At 66.8% G+C, this 25683-nt stretch carries 19 protein-coding genes; 9 read left to right on the top strand and 10 right to left on the bottom strand.

Going from position 1 to position 25683, the window contains the following annotated elements; all coding sequences use genetic code 11:
- Positions 1-33: 33 nt before the first annotated feature.
- Genes ACZ47F_RS04795 through ACZ47F_RS04785 form a run of 3 tightly spaced genes read right to left on the bottom strand, consistent with a single transcriptional unit; the run spans position 34 to position 3268 of the window.
- Entirely contained in the window at positions 34-1098 is a 1065-nt protein-coding gene (locus ACZ47F_RS04795) for a glycosyltransferase family 2 protein (protein ID WP_464926147.1), read from the bottom strand.
- Positions 1095-2249: a GNAT family N-acetyltransferase gene (locus ACZ47F_RS04790; protein ID WP_464926146.1), complete on the bottom strand. Its 1155-nt coding sequence runs from the start codon at positions 2247-2249 to the stop codon at positions 1095-1097. Before ACZ47F_RS04790 ends, ACZ47F_RS04795 begins: the two co-directional genes overlap by 4 nt.
- A 41-nt stretch (positions 2250-2290) precedes the next feature.
- A complete protein-coding gene (locus ACZ47F_RS04785; protein ID WP_464926145.1) occupies positions 2291-3268 on the bottom strand; it encodes a polysaccharide deacetylase family protein in 978 nt (325 codons plus the stop codon).
- 354 nt (positions 3269-3622) lie between these two features.
- Here ACZ47F_RS04785 and katG point away from each other — a divergent pair, with 354 nt between their 5' ends.
- The 4 genes from katG to ACZ47F_RS04765 all read left to right on the top strand — a co-directional run bounded on the left by katG (position 3623) and on the right by ACZ47F_RS04765 (position 9114).
- Complete coding sequence (gene katG, locus ACZ47F_RS04780) at positions 3623-5818, top strand: catalase/peroxidase HPI (RefSeq protein ID WP_464926144.1); 2196 nt, start codon at positions 3623-3625, stop codon at positions 5816-5818.
- 461 nt (positions 5819-6279) lie between these two features.
- Complete coding sequence (locus tag ACZ47F_RS04775; RefSeq protein WP_464926143.1) at positions 6280-7227, top strand: extracellular solute-binding protein; 948 nt, start codon at positions 6280-6282, stop codon at positions 7225-7227.
- Between the two features lie 13 nt (positions 7228-7240).
- The gene (locus tag ACZ47F_RS04770) at positions 7241-8059 is read left to right on the top strand and encodes an ABC transporter permease (RefSeq protein ID WP_464926142.1); all 819 of its coding nucleotides are present in this window, start codon (positions 7241-7243) and stop codon (positions 8057-8059) included.
- Positions 8060-8073: 14 nt separating this feature from the next.
- A complete protein-coding gene (locus tag ACZ47F_RS04765) occupies positions 8074-9114 on the top strand; it encodes an ABC transporter ATP-binding protein (protein ID WP_464926141.1) in 1041 nt (346 codons plus the stop codon).
- A 3-nt stretch (positions 9115-9117) separates the two neighbouring features.
- On the opposite strand, the gene ACZ47F_RS04760 is transcribed toward ACZ47F_RS04765, so the two are convergent.
- Positions 9118-9507, bottom strand: a complete 390-nt coding sequence (locus ACZ47F_RS04760; protein WP_464926140.1) for a winged helix-turn-helix domain-containing protein — start codon at positions 9505-9507, stop codon at positions 9118-9120.
- Positions 9508-9525: 18 nt separating this feature from the next.
- Entirely contained in the window at positions 9526-10428 is a 903-nt protein-coding gene (locus tag ACZ47F_RS04755) for a hypothetical protein (protein WP_464926139.1), read from the bottom strand.
- A 164-nt stretch (positions 10429-10592) separates the two neighbouring features.
- On the opposite strand from ACZ47F_RS04755, the gene ACZ47F_RS04750 reads away from it, so the two are divergent.
- Entirely contained in the window at positions 10593-11729 is a 1137-nt protein-coding gene (locus ACZ47F_RS04750) for a TDT family transporter (RefSeq protein WP_464926138.1), read from the top strand.
- A gap of 29 nt (positions 11730-11758) precedes the next feature.
- Here ACZ47F_RS04750 and ACZ47F_RS04745 read toward each other — a convergent pair whose 3' ends face one another.
- From ACZ47F_RS04745 to ACZ47F_RS04735, 3 genes are all read right to left on the bottom strand, one after another.
- On the bottom strand, positions 11759-12640 hold the full coding sequence (locus tag ACZ47F_RS04745) for a formate dehydrogenase accessory sulfurtransferase FdhD (RefSeq protein WP_464926137.1): 882 nt from the start codon (positions 12638-12640) through the stop codon (positions 11759-11761).
- A 216-nt stretch (positions 12641-12856) separates the two neighbouring features.
- Entirely contained in the window at positions 12857-14518 is a 1662-nt protein-coding gene (locus tag ACZ47F_RS04740) for an MFS transporter (RefSeq protein ID WP_464926136.1), read from the bottom strand.
- 354 nt (positions 14519-14872) lie between these two features.
- Complete coding sequence (locus ACZ47F_RS04735; protein ID WP_464926135.1) at positions 14873-15844, bottom strand: sulfurtransferase; 972 nt, start codon at positions 15842-15844, stop codon at positions 14873-14875.
- 591 nt (positions 15845-16435) lie between these two features.
- Here ACZ47F_RS04735 and ACZ47F_RS04730 point away from each other — a divergent pair.
- Positions 16436-16897 carry a CZB domain-containing protein gene (locus tag ACZ47F_RS04730; RefSeq protein ID WP_464926134.1) on the top strand — a complete coding sequence of 154 codons (462 nt, stop codon included), beginning with the start codon at positions 16436-16438 and terminating at the stop codon, positions 16895-16897.
- A gap of 131 nt (positions 16898-17028) precedes the next feature.
- The gene (gene mscL / locus ACZ47F_RS04725) at positions 17029-17457 is read left to right on the top strand and encodes a large conductance mechanosensitive channel protein MscL (RefSeq protein WP_464926133.1); all 429 of its coding nucleotides are present in this window, start codon (positions 17029-17031) and stop codon (positions 17455-17457) included.
- 87 nt (positions 17458-17544) lie between these two features.
- Here mscL and ACZ47F_RS04720 read toward each other — a convergent pair whose 3' ends face one another.
- Together ACZ47F_RS04720 and ACZ47F_RS04715 are read right to left on the bottom strand one after the other, a co-directional pair.
- Positions 17545-18243, bottom strand: a complete 699-nt coding sequence (locus tag ACZ47F_RS04720; protein WP_464926132.1) for a CHASE2 domain-containing protein — start codon at positions 18241-18243, stop codon at positions 17545-17547.
- 277 nt (positions 18244-18520) lie between these two features.
- A complete protein-coding gene (locus tag ACZ47F_RS04715) occupies positions 18521-19291 on the bottom strand; it encodes a response regulator transcription factor (RefSeq protein WP_464926131.1) in 771 nt (256 codons plus the stop codon).
- A 295-nt stretch (positions 19292-19586) separates the two neighbouring features.
- On the opposite strand from ACZ47F_RS04715, the gene ACZ47F_RS04710 reads away from it, so the two are divergent.
- Positions 19587-21461, top strand: coding sequence for an autotransporter assembly complex protein TamA (locus ACZ47F_RS04710; RefSeq protein ID WP_464926130.1), 1875 nt, complete (start codon positions 19587-19589; stop codon positions 21459-21461).
- An 11-nt stretch (positions 21462-21472) separates the two neighbouring features.
- Positions 21473-25678: a translocation/assembly module TamB domain-containing protein gene (locus ACZ47F_RS04705; RefSeq protein ID WP_464926129.1), complete on the top strand. Its 4206-nt coding sequence runs from the start codon at positions 21473-21475 to the stop codon at positions 25676-25678.
- Positions 25679-25683: the final 5 nt, after the last annotated feature.

The raw sequence follows: 25683 nt of genomic DNA, 5'->3' as shown, positions 1-25683 counted from the left end.
TGCGCAGCACAGGCATGACGCAGCACGCTGGGTTCAGCAACGCACGCGGCGCACCCACTGCAGCACGGCAGCGGGCAGCGCGATCTTAATCAAGATGCGCAGCATCCGCCGCTTGGGCATGCGGTAGGACAGCACACTGCTGGCCAGCAGTCTCAAGGCCGTGCCACGCTGAACCTCAGCCAGCATGTCAGCCGCGCCGAGACTGAGCGCCGCGAGGTGGCGCCGGGCCTCTCGGCTGCGCGACTGTCCGGGTGGGGTGTGGCGGACGTAGATCGTTTTGGCAGCCACCAGGGCATCCAGCGCGGCGCGCGGGCTCGATGAAATCTGCGTGGGGCTGCGGCGGTAGTCGAGCAATGGCAGATCCAGATGCGCCACCGGCCCGGCACGCGCCACGCGCACGAACCACTCCCACTCGCAGACGATGCGGATCTCTGGGTCGAACATTCCGGCGCGTTGCAGCGCCTCGCGGCGGAACAGCACCGTGGGTGGATGGATGAAATTGCCGTGCAGCAGTTCGTGGTAGACATCGCCGTGATAGACCGGGATCGCGGTCAGACCACCACGACGCGCGCTTTCCTCGGGTCGCAGGGCAAAGCGGTGCTGCTGCGGATAGCGCGCCTGCACACCGCCTTGCTGCGGGCTGCACCGGCTGTAATAGACGCCGCAGTATGAGGCCGGCTGCAGCGGGCCGCGGGCATCGAACGCACTGAAGTCCGAACTGCACAGCAGGATGTCGGGATGCTCCTGCAAGAAGCGCAACTGGATTGCGATGCGATCGGGATAGCACAGGTCGTCTGCATCGAGCAGGGCGATGAAGTCGCCACGCGCGGCCTGCACACCCGCATTGCGCGCCATGGCGATACCGGCATTGGTCTGCCGGATCACGCGCACCCGTTCGGCATACCCGGCCAGCACCTCGGCAGTGCCATCGGTCGAACCATCGTCGACCACCACGATGTCGAGATGGCGATGGGTCTGCGCCAGCAGGCTGTCGAGGGTCTGTGCGATGGTGTGGCGGGCGTTGTACGCCGCAATCGCAACCGAGACCAGCGCATCGTCGCATACCGCCGCGCCGGCACCGGATCCGCTGAAGGTCATGTCGTGGTCTCTGCGCCGAGGCGCTGCTGCGGCGATCGCGCATCGGCCGCGGCATGCGGAGCTTGCGGCGCGCGGACCGGGCGCCATTGCTTAATGCGGTACAGCCAGTGCACAAGCCCGGGGCGGTACACGCGTATGTCCACGGTCTGCCGGGTCTGCTGGCAGAAATGGCGCTTATGATCGTAGTCGCCCTTGAGCATGTCGAAGCGGGTGCAGCCCTGATTGATCGCCGCCTCGATGACATAGCCCATGAGCACATCGCCCGGGCTGAGCGCGGCATGCCGCGGATCGAACCCCGCCTGGAAGTAGAAGCAGGTCTGATCCAGGCGAAAGCCGTAGAACATGGCGATCGTCTGTCCCCCGACGTCCAGCCCATATAACAGCAGTCGCCCGCGCTGCAGCAGGGCGTGCATCAGCTCGCGATGGAAGCCGAGGTATGGCACCGATGCGAAGCTCAGTGCATCGGTGCGGCCCTGCCAGCGCCTGCGGTGCAGTTCGGCCAGCCGTGCAAACGCCGTGTCGATCTGCTCTGGGTCGGTGACCTGATGAAACCGCGCGCCGGGCTGCTGCTCGAACTTGCGCCGCTTGCGGCCGAGCACTTCGCGCCGGTTGCGGCTCAGGCTCTGGCGGTAACTGTTCCAGTCTGCCGGCAGATCGCAGCAGGTGATCTGCTTGGGCAGGCCCAGCTGCACCAGCGCCGGTTGCTGCGCTGCATACCGCTGCAGGCAGGCCACCAGCGGCGATGACAACGGCAAATCGACCAAATCGAGCAGCTGCCAGCGCTCGGGGCTGCTCAGGATGTGCTGCACGAACGACTCGGTCACGCGCTGTTCGCAGGACGGCTCGGCCAGGAGGCCCAGATCGTCCGGCGCGGTATCTCCCCCTGCGCCGATGGGTCTGAGCTTTCGCACCCGCAGCACCTGCAATGCGCGGTGGGTTTCCAGGTACAGCGGAAACAGCCCCACCACGGCGCCACCCTGCCGGGCCACCAGAATGTGCAGCTGCCGCTGCTCGCCGTAGTGCGTCCACCACAGCCGCTGCCAGTCCCAGCTGAGGAACACGCTGCGGTGGCGCGCCCGCACTTCGAGCTGACGCCACGCGGGCTTGAGCGCATCGAATTCCGCCACGGTGCTGACGCGTTCGATTTGCATGGGGCGAACCGTGGCGGTGATCGGCAGGCTGGCGATCGCCATCAGGCCCAGGGCCGGTGCATGCGCCAGGCCAGCAGCGGCAGGTGCGCGGTCGCCGGAATGCGCGGGATGGACATGGGATCGACCGGGCCCGAGACCACGCCCTCCTGCGTGGTCAGCGCGGCCCGGTAGAGCGACCGGGCGATGCTGCGCACGCGCGCGTCGGTCGCGCCGTTCGGGTAGCACAGCAGGTCGACCGTGCGGCCCAGCCGCGCTTCGAGCTGGGTGCGGCTGTCGTGCAGTTCGCGCCGGATTTCCTTCTCGCCGAGCGTGGTCAGGATCGGGTGGGTCATGGTGTGCGAGCCGATGCGCAGCAGCCCACGGTCGCAGGCGCGCACCTCGTCCCAGTCCATCACGTCATAGGCAGTGTGCTCCTGCGCCGTGGGCATGAAATGCGGGGTGGCGTCGCGCAACTGAGCGTGCACCTGCCCGCGCTGTTGCGGCGGCAGGGTCTTCACCCAGGCGATGATGCCTTCGACATATGGCAAAGGCGCGCCGAGCTGCTGCGCCCACTCGCGCAAGGCGGGAGGCTGCAGCCGGCCCAGCCGCGCGCGCATGTCGTGATTCCACATCCACTGGCCGCTCTCGACCAGCCCCGGGCAGACGAAGATGGTGGCCGGCACGCCCAGATGCTCAAGCACCGGCCGCGCCACGCGGTATTGGTTGCGCAGACCGTCATCGAAGGTGATCGCCAGCTCGCTGCGCCCCGTCCCATCCGGCGCCGGCACGCCGCCGAGCAGGTCGCGGATCATGGTGTCGAGCGGGACGATGGCATAGCGCTGCTTGAGCCAGGACACCACGCGGAAAAAATCATCCTGCGTCATCCGCTCCGTACCCACACCATGCAGCATCAGGATGCGGCGCGCCGGGCGGCGCTGCGCCAGCCAGTTCGACATGCCGCTGCCCAGCGCAACCGCGAGCGCCGAGGTGCGTGCCAGGGTGCTGATCGGCCCTGGAGCAGTCAGTGGAGATTCGTCCATCACATCAAGGTGTCGAGCGTCCACGCAGTATCGTGCGTCTGCCGTGAAATGGCCATACAACTGGTGACAAATTTGCGCCCAGAACGCCCCCGTGAATCGAAGGGTTGCCGTGCTGACGGTTGCGCGCAGCTAGTTTTAATCAATCAATTGAATAACAACTTTCAATTGTCTTTTTCAATTTCGAAAGCCTAAGCTGTGGTCGTCGCGGCATCCTGCAGGGCCGCGACAGACAGGCCCGGGAGTCCGACGCGGCGCGGCCGCGGCACACGGCTCCTCCCCAAGGCTGGCGGAATCTGATCACCCGATGCGAATCCGCCACCCTGATTTCACAGCCCACAGCCGAAGGAGAACATGATGTCAAGCGAACTGAAATGCCCGGTGGCCCACCAAACGCAGACCGGCGGAGCAGTTGCTGGCGCGCCGGGCAACACCGACTGGTGGCCCAACCAGCTCAATCTGGCCATACTGCACCAGCACTCGGCCAAGTCCAACCCGCTGGGCGAGGATTTCGACTATGCCCAGGCGTTCAAAACCCTGGATCTGGACGCGGTGGTTACCGACCTGAAAGCACTGATGACCGACTCGCAGGACTGGTGGCCGGCCGACTATGGCCACTACGGCCCCTTGTTCGTGCGCATGGCCTGGCATGCGGCAGGCACCTATCGCATTGGCGACGGTCGCGGCGGTGCCGGTCACGGCCAGCAGCGCTTCGCCCCGCTCAACAGCTGGCCGGACAATGTCAACCTCGACAAGGCGCGCCGGCTGCTGTGGCCGATCAAGCAAAAATACGGCAGCAAGCTGTCATGGGCGGACCTTCTGGTGCTGGCCGGCACGGTGGCACTGGAAAGCATGGGCCTGAAGACCTTTGGCTTCGCCGGCGGTCGGCCTGACCAGTGGGAGCCGGACAACTCGGTGTACTGGGGCCCGGAGGGCAAGTGGCTCGCTGACGAGCGCCACGGCACAAAGGCGGCCGAATTCGAGAACCCGCTGGCCGCCGTGCAAATGGGCCTGATCTACGTCAACCCCGAAGGCCCCGGCGGCAAGCCCGACCCACTGGTGTCGGCGCAGCTGGTGCGCGAGACCTTCGCACGCATGGCGATGGACGATTATGAGACGGTCGCACTCACCGCAGGCGGCCACACCTTCGGCAAATGCCACGGCGCTGCACCCGCCTCGCACGTTGGCCCCGAGCCAGAGGCCGCGCCGATCGAGCAGATGGGCCTGGGCTGGATGAGCAGCTACAAAAGCGGCAAGGGTGCCGACACCATCAGCAGCGGGCTGGAAGGCTCTTGGACGCCGACGCCGACGCAGTGGGACATGAGCTATCTGCAGATGCTGTTCGACAACGAATGGGTGTTGGTGAAAAGTCCGGCCGGCGCCAACCAATGGGTGCCGAAGCACAACACCGCGCAGAACATGGCGCCAGACGCGCACGACCCGAGCAAAAAGGTGCCGATCATGATGACCGACGCCGACATGGCGCTGCGCTACGACCCGGCCTACGCGAAGATCGCGCGGCATTTCCTCTCGCATCCGGACGAATTCGCCGATGCCTTCGCCCGCGCCTGGTTCAAGCTCACGCACCGCGACATGGGCCCGCGCAGCCGCTACCTGGGCAAGCTAGTGCCGCAGGAGGATCTCCTCTGGCAAGACCCGCTGCCGCCGGTCGATCAACCGCTGATCGATACCGCCGACATTGCCGCGCTCAAGCGCGCCCTGCTCGACTGCGGGCTGTCGATCAGCCAGCTCGTGCGCACCGCCTGGGCTTCGGCCTCGACCTTTCGTGGCTCGGACAAGCGTGGCGGAGCCAACGGAGCGCGCATTCGCCTGGCGCCGCAAAAGGACTGGGAGGTCAACGAGCCAGCCGAGTTGGCGCAGGCGCTTGCGCGCATCGAGGCGGTGCAGCAAGCGTTCAACGCCTCGGCCAGCGGCGGCAAGCGTGTGTCGCTCGCCGATCTCATCGTGCTCGGCGGCTGCGCCGCGGTCGAGGCTGCGGCGAACAAGGCCGGGGTCGAGGTCGAGGTGCACTTCGTGCCCGGACGCACCGACGCCACGCAGGAGCAAACCGACGCGGCGTCGTTTGCGGCGCTCGAGCCCAAGGCCGACGGCTTTCGCAACTATGCCCGCAAAGGCTACGCCGCCTACGGCCCGGAGCTGCTACTGGACAAGGCGCAGCTGCTCAATCTCACCGCGCCCGAAATGACCGTGCTGGTGGGCGGCATGCGCGCGCTGAACGCCAATGTCGGCCAGTCGCCGCACGGGGTGTTCACCCGCCGGCCCGAGACGCTGAGCAACGACTTTTTCGTCAACCTGCTCGACATGGGCACGCAGTGGCAGCGCACTGCCACCGACGGCGTGCTCGAGGGACGCGATCGTAAGACCGGCGCAGTGAAATGGACCGCGACCCTGGCCGATCTGGTGTTCGGCTCCAACGCGCAGTTGCGCGCCATCGCCGAGGTGTACGCCGAACACGGCGGGCAGGAGAAGTTTGTCCACGACTTCGCACGGGCCTGGAGCAAGGTGATGCATCTGGACCGCTTCGACCTGTAACCCCCGACGACGAGAAGCACTACCAGGCCGTTGAAAAACGTCGCGAGGATGGCCAGATGCAAGGCGCACGGCGCGCAGCGACCAAGACATATCAATAGGTAGGCGAGGCACCGCGCAACGCCGCAGATGGCCCACCGCAGTAGTTTTTCAACGGCCTGCTACACCTCGAGGGGCCGGTCGACACCACGCGGCGACCGGCTTGCTGGATTTTGCCGGGCATGTCCCGGCTTTTTTCGGCCATCCGACTGCCAAACCCCTCCATGGGGAGCGAGTCGAGGCGGCGCGCCGCGTGCGCGCCTGCCCTGCGCAGGCAGTGCGCCGCCCGGTTACTCCGCTGCCAACTCCCTTACACCTGAAAACACCTCGGCACACGCCCCGTCGATATATTTTGTCTGACACGCTGCAAAACCCATCTCGATGCTTTTTCAGCCTGTTTCCCAAAGAGAACTGAGGAGTCTTCGATGCAACGACGTATTTTTCTGAACCTTTCCGCGGCCGCTGCCGCGCTCGCGGTCGTGGGTTTGTCGGCGGTGCCCAGCCTGGCGGCAGAGCCGGTGTTGTCGGTTGCCTATGCCGGGTCGATGGGGGCATTGATGGACAAGGGCCTGGGGCCAGCGATCCAGAAACAGGCCAGCGTGCGCTTCCACGGCCAGGGGGCGGGCGCGTTCGGGCTGGCGCATCTGATCGCGTCCAAGCAGATCAACCCGGATGTGTTCGTCTCGATCACGCCGGGGCCGATCGAGGCACTGCAAAAGGCCGGGCTGGTCGATACCGCAGTGCCGGTGGCGAGTACCGAGATGGTCATCGCCTACAGTGACAAGAGCAGCAAATATGCCGCAGACTTCAAGGCCGCGGCAGAAGGCAAGACGCCGTGGTACGCGGTGCTGGAAAAGCCCGGGCTGCGTTTTGGCCGCACCGACCCGAAAACCGACCCTCAAGGACGAAACATCGTATTCACGATGCTGTTGGCGGAAAAATACTACAAGCATCCCGGACTGTCGCAAAAAATCCTGGGGCCGATCGAAAACCCGCAGCAGATCTTCACCGAGCCGTCGCTGCTGTCGCGGCTGCAGGCCGGCCAGCTCGACGCCACCTCCGGCTATCTGAGCGCGGTCATCTCGCACAAGCTGCCCTATATCAAGCTGCCCGATGAAATCAATCTGAGCAATCCGGCGATGATCAAGGATTGGTACAGCACGGTGCATTTCAGCATCGCGCAGCCGGGCGGTAAGACCGAGACCTTGTCGACGCAACCGCTGGTGTTCTATGCCGCAGTGCTGAAAAACGCACCGAATCCGAAGGCTGGCGCCGAGTTCGTCAAGCTGATGACCAGCGCCGAGGGGCAAGCGCTTTTCAAGCGATTCGGCTACAGCGCGCCCAAGGGCAGCGACTTGCGACCCGGAGCTTGAACGCGGCGCGCCCATGGCGTTCATCCCCGACGCCCGTCTGCAGCCGACCAGGGGCGATGCCGGCGAGATGTCGCATGGCTGGCTGGTCGCCGCGCTCGGGCTTGCGGGGCTCGCCTTCCTTACGCTGCCGTTTGCCGGGCTGTTGCTGGCCACGCCCTGGCAGGCACTGCATCTGCAGCCGGGTGACCTGGGTGCACTGCGCGTCTCGGTCGGCTACACACTGCTGGCGGTGGCGATCGTCGTGACGTTGGGCACGCCGCTTGCGTGGTGGCTGGCGCGGCAGTCGTTTCGGGGCAAAGGGCTGGTCGAGGCGCTGGTGCTGCTGCCGCTGCTGATGCCACCGCTGGCGATGGGCTTGCTGCTGGCGATGAGCTACGGTCCGTACGGCTGGGTCGGCCAGCCGCTGCAGACACTCGGGCTGAACCTGACCAACACCCCGGCGGCGTTCGTGCTCGCGCAGGTGTATGGCAGCGCGCCGTATTACGTTGTCGCCGCGCGCTCGGCGTTCGAAGGCGTGCCGCGCGAGCTCGAGCAGATCTCACTCACCCTCGGTCAGTCGAGCTGGCGCACCTTCTGGCGAATCAGCGTGCCGCTGGCCGCACTCGGCCTGGGTGCGGGCGTGGCGCTGGCCTGGGTGCGCGCGCTCGGCGAGTTCGGCATCGTGCTAATCATCGCGTACTACCCGCAGGGCATCCCGGTCAAACTCTGGGTCAATCTGCAGGACTCAGGGCTGCCCGCGGTGTTTCCGCTGCTGTGGCTGTTCTTTGCCATCGGCCTGCCACTGCCGCTGCTGCTCGGCGTCTTGTCGCGCCTCGGTCGGACAGGGCGCTGAAAGACACTACCTCGATGCGCATTGCGCTTCGCATCCACCGCCCTATCGCGCTCGAAGCCGATTTCGAGCTGCGCGGCCTGACCGCGCTGCTGGGCGCGAGCGGCGAGGGCAAATCGACCCTGCTCAAGGCTCTGGCCGGTCTGGTGCCGTCAGACGGTGAGCCGTTCGCCGGCCTGCCGCCGCAGCGCCGCCCGGTGGGCTACTCGCCGCAGGGCTACGCACTGTTTCCGCATCTGCGTGCCTGGGAGAACGTGGCCTATGCCTTCGGAGGCAGTTTGCGCACGCACCGCCAGGCGGCAGTCGATCTGCTGCGTTCAGTCGGGCTGGAGGCGCAAGCCGAGCAGCGCCCGGCGCAACTCTCCGGCGGACAGCAACAGCGTGTTGCGCTAGCGCGGGCGCTGGCGCGCGCGCCGCAGCTGCTGCTGCTCGACGAGCCCACCTCGGCGCTCGACTCCAGCACGCGAGACGACATCATGGCCGAGCTGGTGCTGCGGCTGCGCGCGCTCGGCATCCCCGCGCTGGCGGCAACGCACGACGCCACGCTGGCGGCAATGGCCGACAGGGTGGTGGTGATGGCAGACCGGCGCATCATCCAGCAGGGGCCGCCTGCCGAGGTGTTCGCGCATCCGGCGAGCGTGGCGGCTGCCGCGCTGCTTGGGCTGCGCAACCGTTTCGAGGCGCAGGTGCTGCGGCACGAGCCTGCGCGCGGGCTGTCGCTGCTGCACTGGTCGCAAGGTGAGACCCAGCTGCTCGCGCCGCTGCTGGCCGGCTGCGCTGAAGGCGACTGGGTCGATTGGGCGATCGCGCCAGACGATGTGCGCTTGCCGCCGCGCAAAGCCGTGCAGCCGCAGGCGGAGCAGGCGACCGTGCGCGGTGTGGTCAGTCACTGTACGCCGCAGGGGGCGAGTGCGATACTCGCGCTGCGCTGCGCGCAGGCGCTGCTGTGGCTGCGCGCGCCGCTGCGGCTGGTACACGCGCTCGGGCTTGCGCCCGGTGTGACGGTGGAGGTTCACTTGCGGCCAGCGGACGTGCTGGTGTGGCCGCGCCGGCGCTGACCGTCAATCGTGCAGCAGGCTTTGCAGGGTGTCGAGATCGTGCTGGATTGCACGCATCGCCTTGCGCTCCATGCGGCGGTAAATTGCCAGCACCTCTCGGCCAAGCGGTGTGAGCTCGGCGCCGCCGCCGCCCGCACCGCCCTTGCTGGCGATGACCAGCGGTTGTTTGTACGCTTGGTTGACGCTGTGGATCAGTAGCCAGGCGCGGCGGTAGCTCATGTTGAGCTCGCGGCCTGCGGCCGAAATCGACCCCGTGCGCTCCAATGCCTCGAGCAAGGCAGCCTTGCCGGGGCCCAGCGCCGCGCCCTGCTTGATCTGCAGGCGCACGCGCGGCGGCTGAGAGGCGGTGGGGGTCGATGCGCTGTCGTCGGGGCTGTTCTGGTCGATGTCCATGATCAATAGCGTAGCGCGTTAGCGGCGAATCGGGGCAGCGGTGTCGGTGTGGCGCGCAGCCTGCAGCGTGCGCAAGCCCTCCGGCACGGCAACCAAGGTCTGCACCACATCGAGGCCGTAGCGATCGCCCATGCCCAGTGCGACCTGCAGCGGCACGCCGTCGCTGCGGCGCAGCCAGATGCGCAGCGTGGCGCTGCTTTGCTCGCTGCGGGCATCGAGCAGGATGCACGGCACCTCCTGATCTTGCCATTGCAGGTTCACCCGCCGTGGGGTGATGTGCGCGGTCTGTACCGCATCGTTGATGAGCAAGGGCACTGTCAACTGCCTGTCGGGCAGCGGGCGCTGTAGATAGCTCCAGCTCAGTGTGAGCGGATCGGTCAGGCCCGGCGGCGCGGGTTTGGTCGGCGGCTGCGCCGCGGAAGCGGCCTGCCCGGCGGTGTGGATGCGCATGCGGCCCTGATCGACCTGCACCTGCGTGGCCGGACTATCGCCTTTCTGGTTGCTGGCCGCCAGCAGCAGCGGTTGACCGTCGGTCACGGTGCCGCTGGCCGTGCGCACCCAGTGCAGGCGTCGCAGCAGCACGGCCAGCGCTCCGCGCGGGGTCAGCACACTGTCGATGCGGTACGCGCCGTTCCCACTGGCCGGCCAGGACACGGTGTCCCGCGCCGTGGCCACACCGTCTGTTCCCCCGAGGCTGCCCAGCAACAACAGCAATTGCGCGCCGCGTGCATCCGACCCTTCACCATCCTGCGCCAGATGCACACGCCAGTCGGCCTGGAACGTCACCACGGCGGGCGCTGCGGGCTGTTGTGCTGCAGCCTGCAGCGACACTGGCGCGGTCAGGCCGAAGACAAGCAGCGCAAACCAGATGCGCCAGAGCGATCGGCTGGGCCGGCAAAGGGGTGTCGTCGCAAGGTTCATGGGTGGACAACGCGGCCCATGAGAATCTGGCCGACAGCCGTCCACTGCGCCGCGGCCAATTGATCTAAATATTCTATTATAAATAGAAAAACAAATCATTTTACTTGTGATGGACCGGTGCGTAGCATGGTCGTCTGCCTGATCCTGCATTGTCTTCGACCATGATGTCCACCTGGAAACCTCTCAATCGCCTGCCGTCTCCGATCGAACTGGTGCGGCAGTTCACGCCCAACTGGTTCACGGTCAACATGGGCACAGGCATTACCTTTTTGTTGCTGGCGCAATTCCCGGCACAGGTGCCTGGCCTGCGGGCGCTGGCGCACGGTTTGTTCCTCGCAGATGCCGTGCTCTTTGCGCTGTTTTGTGGCCTGTTTGCCGCGCGCTGGGTGTTTTTCACCCGGCACGCGATGCCGCTGCTGCGACATCCGGTGCAATCGATGTTTCTCGGCGCGATTCCGATGGCACTGATTCCGCTGGTCAACGGCCTGGTGCTGTTCTACCCCGGCGATGCGTACGCGGCGCAATGGGCGCTGCAATTGTGGTGGGTCGACGTCGCGCTGTCGCTGCTGACCGGCTGGCTGGTGCCGTGGTATCAGTTCACCGCGCAGGATCATGCGCTGGACCGGATGACCGGGGTCTGGCTGCTGCCGGTGGTACCGGCGGAGGTGGCCGCGTCCAGCGCGGGCTATCTGGCGCAGCATCTGCCTGCGGTGCAGGGGCAGTCGCTGGTCATGGCGGGCTATGCGCTGTGGGGCATGTCGGTGCCGATCGCCCTGGGCATCCTGACAGTGCTGTATCTGCGGTTGGCGCTGCACAAGCTGCCGCCGAAGGAACTGGGCGTCTCCACCTGGCTGAGCCTGGGGCCGATCGGCACCGGCGCGTTTGCGCTGCTCACCCTCGGCGCAGCAGCGCCGCAGGCGTTCGCCGGCACGGTGATGGCGCCGGTGGCCGCGCTGGCTGGCCCCCTGGGCGTGGTCGGCGCGCTGGTGTTGTGGGGCCTTGGGCTGTGGTGGCTGGTGACTGCAGTGGCACTGACCACCATCCAGATGCGCCGCGGCTTGCCGTTCAACCTCGGCTGGTGGGGATTTACCTTTCCACTGGGCGTCTACACTGCCGCCAGCCTGACGCTGGGTGCGCGCACCGGGATGCCGTTTTTCACCGCATTCGCCGCGGCGCTGATCGTCGCGCTGGTGGGTGTTTGGGCCGTAGTGGCCGTGCGCAGCGCACACGGGCTGTGGCACGGCCACCTGGTGCACGCGCCCTGCCTGACCTGCAAGACCGAGGCGTCGGCCAATGCTTGAGGGCAGAGCAGGCTGGCGCTGTGGGCTGCTCAAACCGAGGGCGGCGGCTGCAGCGGCTCGGGGATGAACCGCTGCGGCGCGGTGTAGTGCAGAAAATGGCGATTGGTGCAGCGGGCGAACAGGGCGATGTCCAGCTTGTCTGCGATGTCATAGCCCATCTGGGTCACTCCGGAACGCGACACCAGAATGGCCACACCCATCAATGCGCACTTGATGACCATTTCCGAGGTCAGGCGGCCGGTGGTGTAGAGCACCTTGCCCGCGCCGCAGATGCCATGCAGCCACATCCATCCGGAAATCACATCCACTGCGTTGTGGCGGCCGACATCTTCGGTAAACATCAGCAGCCGGCTGCCCTCGAACAGCGCGCAGCCGTGCACCGAGCCCGCGCTTTTGTACAGCGAGTCGTGCAGGCGCATCGCGTCGAGCAGCGCGTAGAGTTCACTTTGGCTGATCCGGGTGTCGGGATCGAGCGCGACGCTTTCCACCTCATCCATTAGGCTGGCGTAGACCGTGCCCTGACCGCAGCCGGTGGTCACCACGCGCCGGTCGGCGCTGCGCTGCGCCAGATTGGCAATGCCGCTTCGGCTGGTGATGGAGCAGGCTTGTACCTCCCAATCGACCTGCACCGAAGCAATGTCGGCAATCGAGCGCACCAGACGCTGGTTGCGCAGATAGCCCAGCGCCAGCAGCTCGGGCGAAGCGCCCACGGTCATCAGGGTCACGAGCTCCTGCTTGTCCAGGTAAAGCGTGAGCGCGCGCTCGGCAGGCATTTGTACTTGCAGCGTCTGCCCGAACTCGTTGCGCACCAGCACAGCCCGCGTCAGCACTGCCTGCGCATTGCTCAGCGCGGGCCGCTGGTTGGGCTGCGGCGATGCGCTTGCCTGAGGAGGATATTCGATCTGTGCCATGTCGGTGTGCCCGGCGTGGGCAAAAGGGCAGAGGTTTCAGGCCCCACCGACCTGCACCGGTACGCCCCGCCGCCGCACAAAAGCCTACCGCAGCGCTGTGATTTTGTCCTCGCCTGCACCACCTTCGCACCCAAGAAGAAGGCCCGCGCATGCGGGCCTTCGGCTGTGCTGCGAGTCTGGCCCCGAACTGTGGCTGCAGTGCGGGGATGTGCCCGTTCAGTCTTCCGCGTAGATGTCGCGGTCTTTGGTTTCTGGCAGGAACAGCAGGCCGATCATGAAGGTGCCGGCCGCCACGATGACCGGGTACCACAGGCCGTAATAGATGTTGCCGTTCTGCGCGACCAGGGCAAAGGCAATGGTGGGTAGCAGACCGCCGAACCAGCCATTGCCGATGTGATACGGCAGGCTCATCGAGGTGTAACGGATGCGGGTGGGGAACAGCTCGACCAGCGCCGCGGCGATGGGTCCATACACCATGGTGACGTAGATCACCAGCAATGCCAGGATGGCGATGACCATCGGGATGTTCATCTGCGCCGGATCGGCCTTGGCCGGGTAGCCCGCGGCCTTGAGCGCTGCGGCGATTTCCTTTTTCAGCGTGGCTTCCTTGGCCTTGAACTCATCGGGCGGCAGGTCCTTGGCGCCGACAACGGTGATGGTCCTGTCACCGATCTGGATGACTGCCGGGCCGGTGCCGGGCTTGGTGTCATAGTTCGCCGAGTTGGCCGCGAGCATCTGCTTGGCAATGTCGCAGGACGAGGTGAACTTGGCCGTGCCAGTTGGGTTGAACTGGAAGGTACATTCCTTGGGGTCGGCGGTGAGTGTGACCGGCGAGTTCTGCACTGCCTGATACAGCGCCGGGTTGGCGTAGTGGGTCAGCGCCTTGAACAGCGGAAAGTAGGTCAGTGCGGCGATGGCGCAGCCGGCAAGGATCACCGGCTTGCGGCCGATCCGATCCGACAGTGCGCCGAACACAATGAAAAACGGCGTGCCGATCAGCAGCGCTGCGGCGATCAGCAGATTGGCGGTTACGCCGTCGACCTTGAGCGTCTGGGTCAGGAAGAACAGCGCGTAGAACTGCCCCGTGTACCAGACCACGGCCTGGCCGGCGACCAGGCCCAGCAGCGCGAGGATGACGTATTTCAGATTGCTCCAGCGTGCGAAGGCCTCGGTCAGCGGCGCCTTGGAGGCCTTGCCGTCGGCCTTCATCTTGACAAAGGCCGGCGACTCGTTGAGTTTCAGACGAATCCACACCGAAATGCCCAGCAGCACGATGGACACCAGGAAGGGCACGCGCCAGCCCCAGGCGTTAAAGGTGTCTTCGCCCAGCAGGGTGCGGGTGCCGAGGATGACCAGCAGCGACAGGAACAGCCCGAGCGTTGCCGTGGTCTGGATCCACGAGGTGTAGGCGCCGCGCTTACCCTGCGGCGCATGCTCGGCCACGTAGGTGGCTGCACCGCCGTACTCACCGCCGAGGGCGAGACCCTGCAGCAGACGCAGCGCGATCAGAATCACCGGGGCAGCCACACCGATCGCGGCGTAATTGGGCAGCACGCCGACGATGAAGGTCGACAGGCCCATGATCAGGATGGTGACCAGGAAGGTGTACTTGCGGCCGATCATGTCCCCGAGCCGGCCAAACACCAACGCACCGAACGGGCGCACGATGAAGCCCGCGGCAAATGCCAGCAGCGCAAAGATGAACGCCGACCCGGCATCCAGCCCGGCGAAGAACTGCTTGGCGATGATGGCCGCCAGCGAACCATAGAGGTAGAAGTCGTACCACTCGAACACCGTGCCGAGGGAAGAGGCGAAGATCACCTTTTTCTCGGCTGAGGTCATCGGACGCGCCTTTGCGCCCATTGCAATGGAAGCCATGCTCAAGTCTCCTGTGTGTGGACATGGGCGTGGCGTCGCCGCTGGGTTTGCCACCCGAGCCCCGCAACGCAACGCATCACCCCCGAACGCACCCGCTTGTTACCAGGCGTGTCGCGGATGACGGATTGTTTTCAGCCTTGCTGACCACGCGCTGACAGCGGAACGTTCGAAATCTAGGGAAATCACTGAGCTGCAGTGCAGCAATCTCGGACTTTCGACGCTGCATGAAATTTCTTGCGCCGCACGGCAGCGGCGTGCAGAGACTTGTTGCGATGCAATATCGAACACCGCCAGGCAGACGCCGGGCAAAAAAAACCGGCCAGAGCGGCCGGTCTTTTCGGACGCCTGCCCGACTCAGCCAGGCAGGCCGACGGTCGGATTACCCAGATTGGTCCACTCGTTCATCGAGTTGGCATACAGCTTGGAGTCCTTGTTGCCAAGGATCTCGTGCACCACGAACCATGCCCCAGAGGCCAGGTGGCCCGTGTTGCAATAAGTGGTGGTCGGTGCATTGGGGCTGATGTTGTAGGCGTCGAAAATGTGCTTGTAGTCGGCTGCGGTCATGAAGCGAGTCACGCCGTCCTTGGTCTGCACGATGGCATCGGTCGGGAACGACTTGGCTCCGGGCAGATGGCCCGCGCTCTTGTCGATCGGCTTTTTGGCAATGCCCAGGTATTGCGGCGTCGGCCGGGCGTCGATGAACTGCTCGCTGCCCTTTTGCAGGTCGGACTTGACCTGATCGATCGAGGCCAGGATCGCCTTGTCCTCGCCGCTGGCCTTCCAGTCGCCGGTGGCCTTGGGTGCCGGACTGGTGCTCACCGGGTATCCGGCGTTGAGCCAGGCAGCGGTACCGCCGTTGAGAATGGCCACCTGCGTGGCGGGCTCACCGAAGTAGCGCAGCTGGAAGTACAGCCGCGTGCCCATGTCCATCGGCGCCAGCCCCTCGCCCTCGGGAACGATGATGATGGGCTTGCCACTGTTCAAGCCGGCCTTGTCCATCGCTGCGGTGAAGAATTCAGCCGTGGGCATCAGCGCCTTGAGCTTGACGCCGTCTTCCACCCGGGTCTGGCGGATGTCACCGAAATCGACCAGCAGCGAGGCCGGAATATGCCCGCCGACCTTGATCACCGCGTGATCCTTGCCCAGTTGCGGTGCCGAGGTGAACATCTTTCCCGGGTTGTCGCCGATGGTGACGATGGTGACTTCGTTCTGGTGGGCTTTGAGCCACTGCGGCGTGACCAGCGGGCCGGGGACATCCATGGCAAAGGCGGCGTGCGCGGCGCCGATGCCCAGGGCTGCAGCGATCAGGGTTTTGACTAGTTTCATTTGGCTCCTCACAGGGTTGGAACATTCGCCGATCTCGATGGTCAGCGATCAGGTTGTGCCGCACGCCCGAGGCGGGGTTGCGGCATGGCATGCCCAGCTTGCGACTTCAAGGCGCAAGCGGACGGACATTCGACGGGTGTTGTGCTGCACGCGGCGCAGCGTCTATCGCCGCCTGGCTTCTCCACGAATCGTTGTTGTTGTCGGCAGCACCATGGCCTGCCAGCGCAGTGCCACGGTGCACTCCCTGCGCAACGGGGCGGCGTCATCCGGGGGTACAACCGAATGTCGCCTGACCAAGCTTTACGACAACGAGGAGCAAAACCTGGGTGAACGCACTTTAGGCAGTTACCGACCTGGAAACTAGGGCCAGTATGTATCAACTGTGACCTGGCGTTTCCACGGCCAACGGCCATCCTCGGCTGCATGGGATGTGAACAATCTCACGCTTTGCCGCATGCAAGCGTAAATCGCGTTGCACATTCCTCGACCATGTGGGCCTGGCGCTCCTAAAGTGCCGAGCCACGCTGATTCGAGACAACGGCTCGCGGCGCAACCCGTTCACCGACCCAATCAGAGTAAAAGGAAAGAGTCATGGGACTTCTTGCTTGGCTGCGCCGGCATGATGCCAGCCAAATTCCCCCCACCGATACACATCTCACCCCGGAGATCGATCCGGAGGAGGACCTATTCGAGGGCCTGTACCTCGGGCAGGCCATGCAGAGTCATCTGGCCTGGAAAAAGCGGCTCAAAAGCATCATCGCCAACGCAGAGCAAGACGATGTGGACATCGTCCAGGTCGCCGCAGACGACCTGTGCGCGCTGGGGCAGTGGCTCTACGGCCCGGCCCGCGCGCGCTACGGTCGTCTGCCGGAATATGCCCGGCTGCGCAAGGTCCACGCCGAGTTCCACCTGACCGCAGGCCAAGTGCTGCTCAACAGTCGCAATGGCCGACCGGAAGACGCGGCAGATTTGCTGCGCGGGGCCTTCAGCGCCCTGTCCGATCAGGTACAGCTCGAACTGGTGCGGTTGTACGCAGCAATCCGTCCACATTGACGCCGCCTGTCGCCCCGACTGTAAAACTTGCAGCAAACTGGCCAAGAGCCGGCAGGAATGCCGATTTTTCCAGGAAAATCGCGAAGACCCGTGAGGTCTCCGGGTGGTTTTCCTATCGATGAGGAGCCAGTATGTCCCTGATGCAAGAGTTCAAGGCGTTTGCGGTCAAAGGCAATGTCGTCGACCTGGCCGTGGCGGTGATCGTCGGCGGCGCCTTCGGCAAGATCGTCGATTCGCTGGTGAACGACATCATCATGCCGATCGTCGGCGCCATTTTCGGCAAGCTCGACTTTTCCAACCTGTTCATCGTGCTCGGCCAGGTGCCCGCCGGCACGCCGCCCACGCTGGCGGCGGTGAGAAAGGCCGGCGTGCCGGTGCTGGCCTATGGCAGCTTCATCACCGTCCTGGTGAACTTCCTGATCCTCGCATTCATCATCTTTTTGATGGTGCGCATGATCATCCGGCTCAAGCGTGCCGAACCGCCTGCACCGCCTGCCCCCACGCCGGAAGACATCCTGCTGCTGCGCGAGATTCGGGACACGCTGAAAAAATCGGACTGAGGAATTGTGAAGATGTCGTCGCCAGCGGCCTGCTGCCCATGCGCGCGGCGCGCAGCAGAAAGATTCACAACTTCAGCGCTGCGGTGATCAGTCCACCCGGGGCAGTTCTACCCAGAAACGTGCACCTGCGCCGGGCATGGACTCCACGCCCACGGTGCCGCCGTGCTTTTGCGCCACCAGTCGCACGAAATACAGCCCCAGCCCGGCCGCTGCGCTGGCCAGCGAGGGGATGGGCAGGTCTTCGACGATCTGCCCGCCATTGCGCGCGGTGTGGAGCACCACCGGCAGCGCCACGCGACCACAGGCGTGCAGCGCCCGTGCCAGCGCCGCGTTGCCCGCGGCATCACTGCCCGGTTCGGTCAGGGCCAGGTCCAGGCCAACGGCCGCAGCCCCGGCACGGCAGACCGCATCGACCAGGCGCGCATCGGTGGCACGCGGCCACGGCCAGGCGCCGATTCTGTCCAGACTGTGCTGGTCGATGGCGACGATCACCACACCGTGGGGAACTGCAGCGGGCTGCAGGCGCTGGCCGAGGTCGAACACCAGATGATCTAGCTTTTGCAGCCACCCGGACCATGCCAGCCCCAGCGCCAGGGTCAGTAGCAGCGCGCCCACACGCAAGACTTCCACGCGCACCTGCAAGGCTCGGTGGCCAGAAGCGAGCAGCTCGGGGGCGCGGCTTTGCGCATCAGGCGCGGCGGATCGCGCCGGTCCGCCCCGAACCCAATCCCGCAGGCGACCGAGCATGCCCGCGAGATGCTTGAGCGGATGCCAGGGCCCGGCCACGATGCGCGCAGGTCAGAGCGCTGGCAGCAGCGGAATCAGTCGCGAAATAGGCAGGCATGGGCATTCCAACCTGGATATTTGCGCGCCGCACAGCGGCTGACATGCGCAAAATAGCACACATTGTCGATCATGCGCTACACGATCTGGCACCGGCTGTGCGCAGTAGGCGCCGGAGGGATTGTCTATTCAAGCGGCGCACAGGCTTGGGTGCGCCGCACTCGGGCCGTGCCGGCTAGCGCTGCGCATCATGCCGCACGCGGCGAATCCGGTTGGCGTCTCAGTCGTCGAGCTCGGGCGGGATGGTCGGCGGCCCCTCATCCGGGCCGCGCGCGCGTTCGAGCCGGTAGCCCCGGCCGTAGACCGACACCAGCCGCCAGCCGGATTCGGCGTGCAAGCCGAGCTTGCGCCGCAGCGCGCTGACATGCACGTCCACGGTGCGGGTCTCGACCTCCGGGCGCAGCCCCCAGACGGTCTGAATGAGGTAATCGCGGGTGAGCAGCCGGTTGACGTTCTGCAGGAAGTGCAACGCCAAGTCGGTTTCGCGGTCGGTCAGCTCGGCGCGCACGCCACGCACGAAAATTTGTCGGCGCGAAAAGTCGGCCTCGATCTCGCCCAAAAGCAGCCGTGCACTTTTTTGCGTCACGCCGGCGCGCCGCAGCACCGCCTGCAGCCGCGCCAGCAGCACCGGACGGGACAGGGGCTTGACCAGATAGTCGTCCGCGCCCGACTCCAGCGCCTGCACCACATCGGCCTCGGCACTGCGTGCGGTGACGAAAATGACCGGTGGCAGGCTGGCACCGAGCTGCAGGCGCAGGCGGCACAGCACGTCTGGCCCGGTCATGCCGGGCAACATCCAGTCGAGCAGGCAGACATCAGCGCCACCGCGCTCCACTGCGCGCGCGAACTCCTGGCTGTCAGAAAAATGCTGAACTTCGTAGCCCGCCTCGCGTAGCCAGCCGCTGACCTCCTGCGCGACCAGCAGGTCGTCTTCGAGATAGGCGATCCGCAGCGCGACGGAAGAGGGCACAAGGCTGTGGTGAGACGTCATGCGACAGAGCGATGAGGTTGAAACACGGGGCGCGCCCGTGCTGGCACGCCTCGACCAAAACAGGCGCAAGTGACAAATGGGTGTGGCGATTTGCCGACATACTGTGCGAATGTTCACGGTTTACCCGTCGCAGTGCAAGCAATGTGATGACCGCTTTACAAACTGCGTGCAACAAATCGATCCAGAGCAAGTCTCACGGGCGGCGCGCAGGCGCCTCGAACCGCCGCACCGGCAGACGGCACGGCCGCAAGCCCCCGGACCAACGAACTGGTGGCTCGGCTGGAATAATGGGACCATGCTCGGAACGCCAATCGAACCCAAGCGCGTCGATCAGGCTGCCATCTTCCGCGAAATTGCCGGGATCCGCTTCGGCTCGCGGCTTGTCGGCCAGATGGGCGGCCTGATCCTGGCCAGCGGGCTGGCTGCGCTGCCACAGACCGCCTGGGCAGCGGACGCCGTCTTGTCTGCGCACGCGGCCGCTGCAGCCGCGTCACTGCCAGCCTACGCAGTCGACATCGACGCGCCCGAAGACCTGCAGACATTGCTCCGCGACAACCTCGACCTGTTGCGCTGGCGCAACTTTCCAGACCTGCCTTGGGATCAGATCGAGCGTCTGGCCGAGCAAGCCCCGGCACAGGCGCAGCGGCTGCTGGCCACTCAGGGCTATTTTTCGCCGCAGATCGCGGTGCAGATCGACTGTCCGGATGGCGGACCAATCCGGGTCGTGCTGCGCGTGCAGCCCGGCGCGCCGACCCGGGTGCAGTCGGTCGATCTGCAGGTGGACGGCCCCGACGGCAAACCCGACGCCGCGCTCACTGCGCGCTTGCTACGCGACTGGCCGCTCAAACCCGGTGAGGTGTTCCGCGATGCGGACTGGGAGGCGGCCAAATCCAAGGCGCTTTCCATGCTGCTGTCCGGGCGCTGGCCCGGCGCGCGGCTGGCCGACAGCCGCGTCAGCATCGACCCGGACACCCGGCAGGCGCAGCTGATGGTGCGGCTGGACACCGGCGCGCCGTATGTCTTTGGCGGACTGCACATCACCGGGCTGCAGCGCTATCCGCAAAGCATCGCCGAACGCCTGGCGCCGATGCGCCCGGGCCAGCCCTACTCGCAGTCCACGCTGCTCGACTATCAGGCCGCGCTGCAGGACAGCCCGTATTTCCGCAACGCCTTGGTCGACGCCGATGTGCGCAAGGCGCAGGGCGACGTGGTGCCGGTGCAGGTGCAAGTCACCGAAAAACCGGCGCAGAAAATCAGCTTTGGCGCCGGCGTGAGCAGCGACACCGGCCAGAGGGTGCAGGCCGACTGGCGCGACCTGAACTTCCTCGGCCGCGCCTGGCGACTGTCGAGCAGCGTCAAGCTGCAGACCCGCGAGCAGAGCGGCAGCCTGCAGTTGGCCTTTCCACGCACCGCACAGGGATTCGACGACAGCATCGGCCTGCTGCAGGACCGTACCGACATCTCCGGCTTGGTCACGCGCAACACCAGTGTGAGCGCGCAGCGCGCCCGCGCCCGCAGCAACAACATTGACACCGCGCTGGCGCTGCAATATCAGGCCGAAAGCCTGGTGCCGCAGGGCGCCGCCCCCAGCGAGGTGCATGCGCTGAGCCTGAACTACAGCTGGACGCGGCGCGACGTCAACAGCGTGCTCTACCCCAGCCGTGGCACACTGATCAATCTGCAGCTCGGCGGAGCCAGCCGAGCGCTGCTGTCCAGCGCCAACTTCATCCGGCTGTACGCCCGCGGCCTGGGCTATGTGCCGCTGAACCCGAGCAACCAGCTGATTTTCCGCGCCGAAGCCGGTGCGGTGCTGGCCAACGGCGCCAGCGGCATTCCGCAAAACTTTCTGTTTCGCGCCGGTGGGGCGAACTCGGTGCGCGGCTACGCCTATCAAAGCTTGGGGCTGCAGCAGGGCGACGCGATCGTCGGCGCGCGCTACCTGTTCACCGCCAGCGCCGAGTTCGACCACTGGTTCACTCGCCAGTGGGGCGGCGCGGTGTTCTACGACCTCGGCAATGCCGCAGACTCATGGAGCGCGCTCAAGCCGGTGCGCGGCTACGGCATCGGCGCGCGCTGGCGCAGCCCAGTCGGGCTGGTATCGGTCGATCTCGCCTACGGCCAGGCGGTGCACGCCTACCGGCTGAATTTCAACCTCGGGTTGTCGTTCTGATGGAGCCGCGCATGTCAGCGCAGCACGACACCCCCTCCCAACCTCCCCCGCACGACAGGGGCGCAGAGGCCGCCCCCTCCCCACCCGCGGGGAGGTCTGGGGAGGAGGCCACCCCGCCGCGAGGCAACGGTCACAGCCCGGCGCGCAGCAAACGCCACCTGCTGCGGCCGCTGGCGTGGACGCTTGCCGCGGCGCTGGCGCTGCTGCTGGCCGCCGCGGGCGCGCTGGTCTGGCTGGGCAGCGCGGCGGGCTTGCAATGGCTGGCGGCGCGCGGCCCGCTGCATCTGGGCGCCACGCGCATCGCGCTGCAGGACGTGCACGGCAGTCTGTGGAGCGCAGTGCGCATCGGCCGGCTGCAGATCGTCACTCCGACCGACACCCTCACCCTAGACGACGCCGAACTGCGATGGGTGCCGTCTGCGCTGTGGCAGCGCCGGTTGGAGGTGCAAACCTTGCGCGCACGCGGCATCGACTTGCGGCAAGACCGCCCCGCGCCGCCCAGCGCATCACCGCAACGACCGACCAGCCTGCGCCTGCCGCTGCGACTGGACATCGATCACATCGCAATCGGCGCGCTGCGCGTGGGCCCGCCGGGCAAGCTGCAGACCATCGGCAGCGCCAGCGGCCAGATCCACTATGCACAGCATCGCTGGCGCGCGCAGCTCAGCGCCATCACGCCCTGGGCCCGGGCGGAACTGCACGCCACACTTGGAGATGCCGCGCCGTTCGCGCTGCATGCCACCCTCAGCGCCACACACATCGGCCCGCCGGGCAAGGCGACCGCCGCCGACGCGGCCTCGCTGCAGGCCGGCGGTACGCTGCGCGATCTCACCCTTGACGGCACGCTGCGCCTGGACGCCGCCCGCGCCCGGTTGCAGGCACGCCTGGCCCCGTTCGACCGCACGCCGCTGGTCAGCGCGCAGCTGACCTCGACCGCGCTCGACCCCGCCGCGCTCGACCCCGCGCTGCCCCGCGCCGCGTTGGACCTGCAGCTCGATCTCGGGCCGTCGAGCGCGCAGCGCCTGCAAGGACAGATCGACCTGCGCAACCGCCTTCCCGGCCCGATCGACCGACAGCGCCTGCCGCTGCGCCGCCTGCAGGCCCGGCTGGCTGGCGATGCGCAGCAGGCCCGCATGCACGATCTGGTCATCGACCTCGGCGCGGGCGGGCAGCTGCGCGGTGCGCTGGACTGGAACGCGCCCATGCTGCAGGCCCGGCTGCAGGCCAGCCAGCTCAACGCCGGTGCGATCGACAGCGCACTTGCCACGACCCGCCTGTCCGGGCCGATCCTGCTCACCGCGTCCGCACGGCAGCAGCGCGCGCAGATCGCGCTGACCCAGCCGGGCTGGGATGTGCGGCTCGACGCCGCGCGCCAAGGCGACAGCGTGCGCCTGGAGCATCTGCTGCTGTCCGCGCTGGGCGGGCGGCTGGACGCCAGCGGCACCCTATCTACCGCGGGCGCGCAGCGCTTTGACCTGCGCGCCCGGCTGCGGCAGTTCAATCCGGCGCACTTTGGCGCCTACCCCGCGGCCACGCTCAATGCCGACCTCAGCGCCCGGGGCACGGCTGGGCAGCGCAGTGCGCAGCTCGCGCTGCAGGTCGAGCCCAGCATCTGGCGCGGCCACACCTTCACCGGCCACGCCCGACTGGCGCTCTCCGCGCAGCGGCTGTGGGACGTGGACGCCGCGCTCCGGCTGGGTGACAACCAGCTCACCGCGCAGGGCGCATTCGGCCTGCCGCGCGACACCCTGCAGTGGACGCTTACCGCGCCCGCGCTGGCGCAGATCGACCCTGCGCTCGGCGGCAGGCTGCAAGCGCAGGGCACGCTGCGCGGCGGCCTGCAAGCGCCTGCGGGCACCGTGGCGCTGCAGGCGGACGAGCTGCGCTGGGCGCAGCAATTCGCGCTGCATCATTTGCGCGCGAACAGCACATTCGGCACCGGCGTCGCGCCTTCGGGCAAGGGCAGACCGCTGCTTGCCGCGCTGCTCGACCGTCTGGCCGGCACCCTCAGCCTGGACCTGGACGGCCTGCAATGGACGCTGGGCGCGCAGACCGTGCGCCTGGACGCGCTGCAGTCGCAGGCGCGCACCACTGCGGGGATGGGCGGCCATCTGCAACTGTCCACCCGGCTGCAGAACCTGCAGGCAGGCGCGCAAAAGCTGACCTCCGCCACACTGCAGATCGACGGCACTCGCGCGCAGCACACCCTGGCGCTGGACGCGCAGGGCCAGTGGCAGCGCAGCGGCGCGGGCGCCGCGCCCGCCATGCCGATCGATCTGCGGTTGCGCGCCGAGGGCAGCTGGCTGGGTGCCCAGCAGGGCTGGCGTGGCAGCATCACTGCTTTGGACAACCGCGGCAGCGCGGCGCTGCACCTACAGTCCCCGGCCGCCCTCGATCTGGCGTTCAGCCCACTGCGGCTGCGACTGCAACGCGCGATACTCACGCTGCAGGCCGGGCGCATCGACCTGGCCGACCTGGACATCGCCCCGGGGCAGCTGCGCACGCAAGGCAAACTCCAGGCCGTGAACACCGCCGATCTGCTGGCGTTGGCCGGCATCACCCCGGCCCGGATGCGCAACACCCTGGTGCTGTCGGGCGACTGGACCCTCGACGCCGGTGCGCAGGTCAATGGCCGCCTGCACCTGCAGCGCGACAGCGGCGACATCGCGCTTGAGCTCGCCGCACCACCGCCGCAGGTGGGCAGTGTGACCGTGGCGCCGCTGTGCACTGCGACCCTCGGCGGGTCGCGGTCGCGCGGTGGCTTCCTACCGCTGGACATCGGTCAGCTGGTGCTCGACCTGACCGCGAAGGACAGCCGACTGCGCGCGCAGGCCGTGGTACAGACCGCGATCGGCGCCGCGCAGGCCAGCGCAGAGTTGGTGCTGTCACAGCGCAACGGGGTCTGGGGGGTGGCGGGCGATGCGCCGCTGCAGCTCGACGCCGGGGCCGACATGCCCAGCCTGGCCTGGGCCGCGCCGCTGATCGGCCTGGATTACCGCGCCGAGGGGCGGCTGCAGCTTGCGGTCCAGGGACGCGGCACCATCGCCCAGCCGCAGTTCAGTGGCACACTCACTGGCCGCGCACTGCGGCTGGCCTGGCCCGCGCAGGGAATCGATCTAAAGGATGGCGTGCTGCGCGCGCACTTCACCGGCGACCGCCTGCAGCTCGACCAGTTCACGCTGCACAGCGGCAGCGGCCTGCTCACCGCCACTGGCGACGCCCGGCTGGAAGGCGGCCTGCCGCGCGCCACGCTCGAGCTGAAGGCCGCCAAGCTGCACGCGCTCAACCGCCCGGATCGCCAGCTCGTGCTCAGCGGCACGGCGCAGGCGCGGCTGGCCGACAAGGTGCTGGACATCACCACCGACCTCACCGCCGACCGCGCCGACATCGCCCTGCCGCGCAGCAGCGGCCCAACCCTCAGCAGCGACGTGGTCATCAAAGGCCGCGCCGCACCGCCCGCGCAGCCCGCTGCAGCGATGCCGCACGCAGTGCGGTTCGACGGCACCTTCCACCTCGGCTCCGACTTCCATCTCTACGGCCAGGGGCTGGACGCGATGCTGGCGGGCAGCGTGCGCCTGCGCGCAGACGGCGGCGCCGCGCCCACGGCCACCGGCAGCATCGAGGTGGTCAAGGGCGACTACACTGCCTACGGCCAGCAACTGCAGGTCACGCATGGCCGCATCAACTTCGCCGGCCCGCTGGACAACCCCGGCCTCAACATCACCGCCACCCGGCCTAATCTACCCTCTGGCATCAGCGCGGGCGTGAGCGTCACCGGCAGCGCGCAACAGCCGGTGGTCAAGCTCAGTTCGACTCCGCCGATGCCCGACACCCAGATCCTGTCGTGGCTGGTGCTGGGCCAGCCGCTCGATCAGGTCGGCGCCGCCGACATCGGCCTGCTGCAGACCGCCGCTGCCGCGCTGATGGGCCCGAGCGACGGCCTGCCACTGCAGACCCGGCTGGCGCGCGCCGTCGGGCTGGACAGCATCAGCGTGCAAAGCGCCGCCAGCAGCACCAACGGCAACGGGCTGCAGGGCACGATCGTGACGCTGAGCAAGCGCCTGTCGTCCAACACCCTGGTGAGTTTTTCGCGCGGGCTGGACGGGGTGTCGAGTATTTTCACCATCCAGTACCAGCTCACCAAACGCCTGTCGGTGCAGACGCGGACCGGCACCGAAAACGCAGTCGACCTACTCTACACCTTTGAATTCCAGTGATACAG

The organism is Thiomonas islandica (assembly GCF_055383445.1).
This window is presented reverse-complemented; position numbering and strand designations above follow the sequence as displayed.

Coding starts and splice junctions, on each gene's coding strand:
- ACZ47F_RS04795 (WP_464926147.1), bottom strand. CDS start 1,098: ATGACCTTCAGCGGATCCGGTGCCGGCGCGGCGGTATGCGACGATGCG.
- ACZ47F_RS04790 (WP_464926146.1), bottom strand. CDS start 2,249: ATGCAAATCGAACGCGTCAGCACCGTGGCGGAATTCGATGCGCTCAAG.
- ACZ47F_RS04785 (WP_464926145.1), bottom strand. CDS start 3,268: ATGGACGAATCTCCACTGACTGCTCCAGGGCCGATCAGCACCCTGGCA.
- katG (WP_464926144.1), top strand. CDS start 3,623: ATGTCAAGCGAACTGAAATGCCCGGTGGCCCACCAAACGCAGACCGGC.
- ACZ47F_RS04775 (WP_464926143.1), top strand. CDS start 6,280: ATGCAACGACGTATTTTTCTGAACCTTTCCGCGGCCGCTGCCGCGCTC.
- ACZ47F_RS04770 (WP_464926142.1), top strand. CDS start 7,241: ATGGCGTTCATCCCCGACGCCCGTCTGCAGCCGACCAGGGGCGATGCC.
- ACZ47F_RS04765 (WP_464926141.1), top strand. CDS start 8,074: ATGCGCATTGCGCTTCGCATCCACCGCCCTATCGCGCTCGAAGCCGAT.
- ACZ47F_RS04760 (WP_464926140.1), bottom strand. CDS start 9,507: ATGGACATCGACCAGAACAGCCCCGACGACAGCGCATCGACCCCCACC.
- ACZ47F_RS04755 (WP_464926139.1), bottom strand. CDS start 10,428: ATGAACCTTGCGACGACACCCCTTTGCCGGCCCAGCCGATCGCTCTGG.
- ACZ47F_RS04750 (WP_464926138.1), top strand. CDS start 10,593: ATGTCCACCTGGAAACCTCTCAATCGCCTGCCGTCTCCGATCGAACTG.
- ACZ47F_RS04745 (WP_464926137.1), bottom strand. CDS start 12,640: ATGGCACAGATCGAATATCCTCCTCAGGCAAGCGCATCGCCGCAGCCC.
- ACZ47F_RS04740 (WP_464926136.1), bottom strand. CDS start 14,518: ATGGCTTCCATTGCAATGGGCGCAAAGGCGCGTCCGATGACCTCAGCC.
- ACZ47F_RS04735 (WP_464926135.1), bottom strand. CDS start 15,844: ATGAAACTAGTCAAAACCCTGATCGCTGCAGCCCTGGGCATCGGCGCC.
- ACZ47F_RS04730 (WP_464926134.1), top strand. CDS start 16,436: ATGGGACTTCTTGCTTGGCTGCGCCGGCATGATGCCAGCCAAATTCCC.
- mscL (WP_464926133.1), top strand. CDS start 17,029: ATGTCCCTGATGCAAGAGTTCAAGGCGTTTGCGGTCAAAGGCAATGTC.
- ACZ47F_RS04715 (WP_464926131.1), bottom strand. CDS start 19,291: ATGACGTCTCACCACAGCCTTGTGCCCTCTTCCGTCGCGCTGCGGATC.
- ACZ47F_RS04710 (WP_464926130.1), top strand. CDS start 19,587: ATGCTCGGAACGCCAATCGAACCCAAGCGCGTCGATCAGGCTGCCATC.
- ACZ47F_RS04705 (WP_464926129.1), top strand. CDS start 21,473: ATGTCAGCGCAGCACGACACCCCCTCCCAACCTCCCCCGCACGACAGG.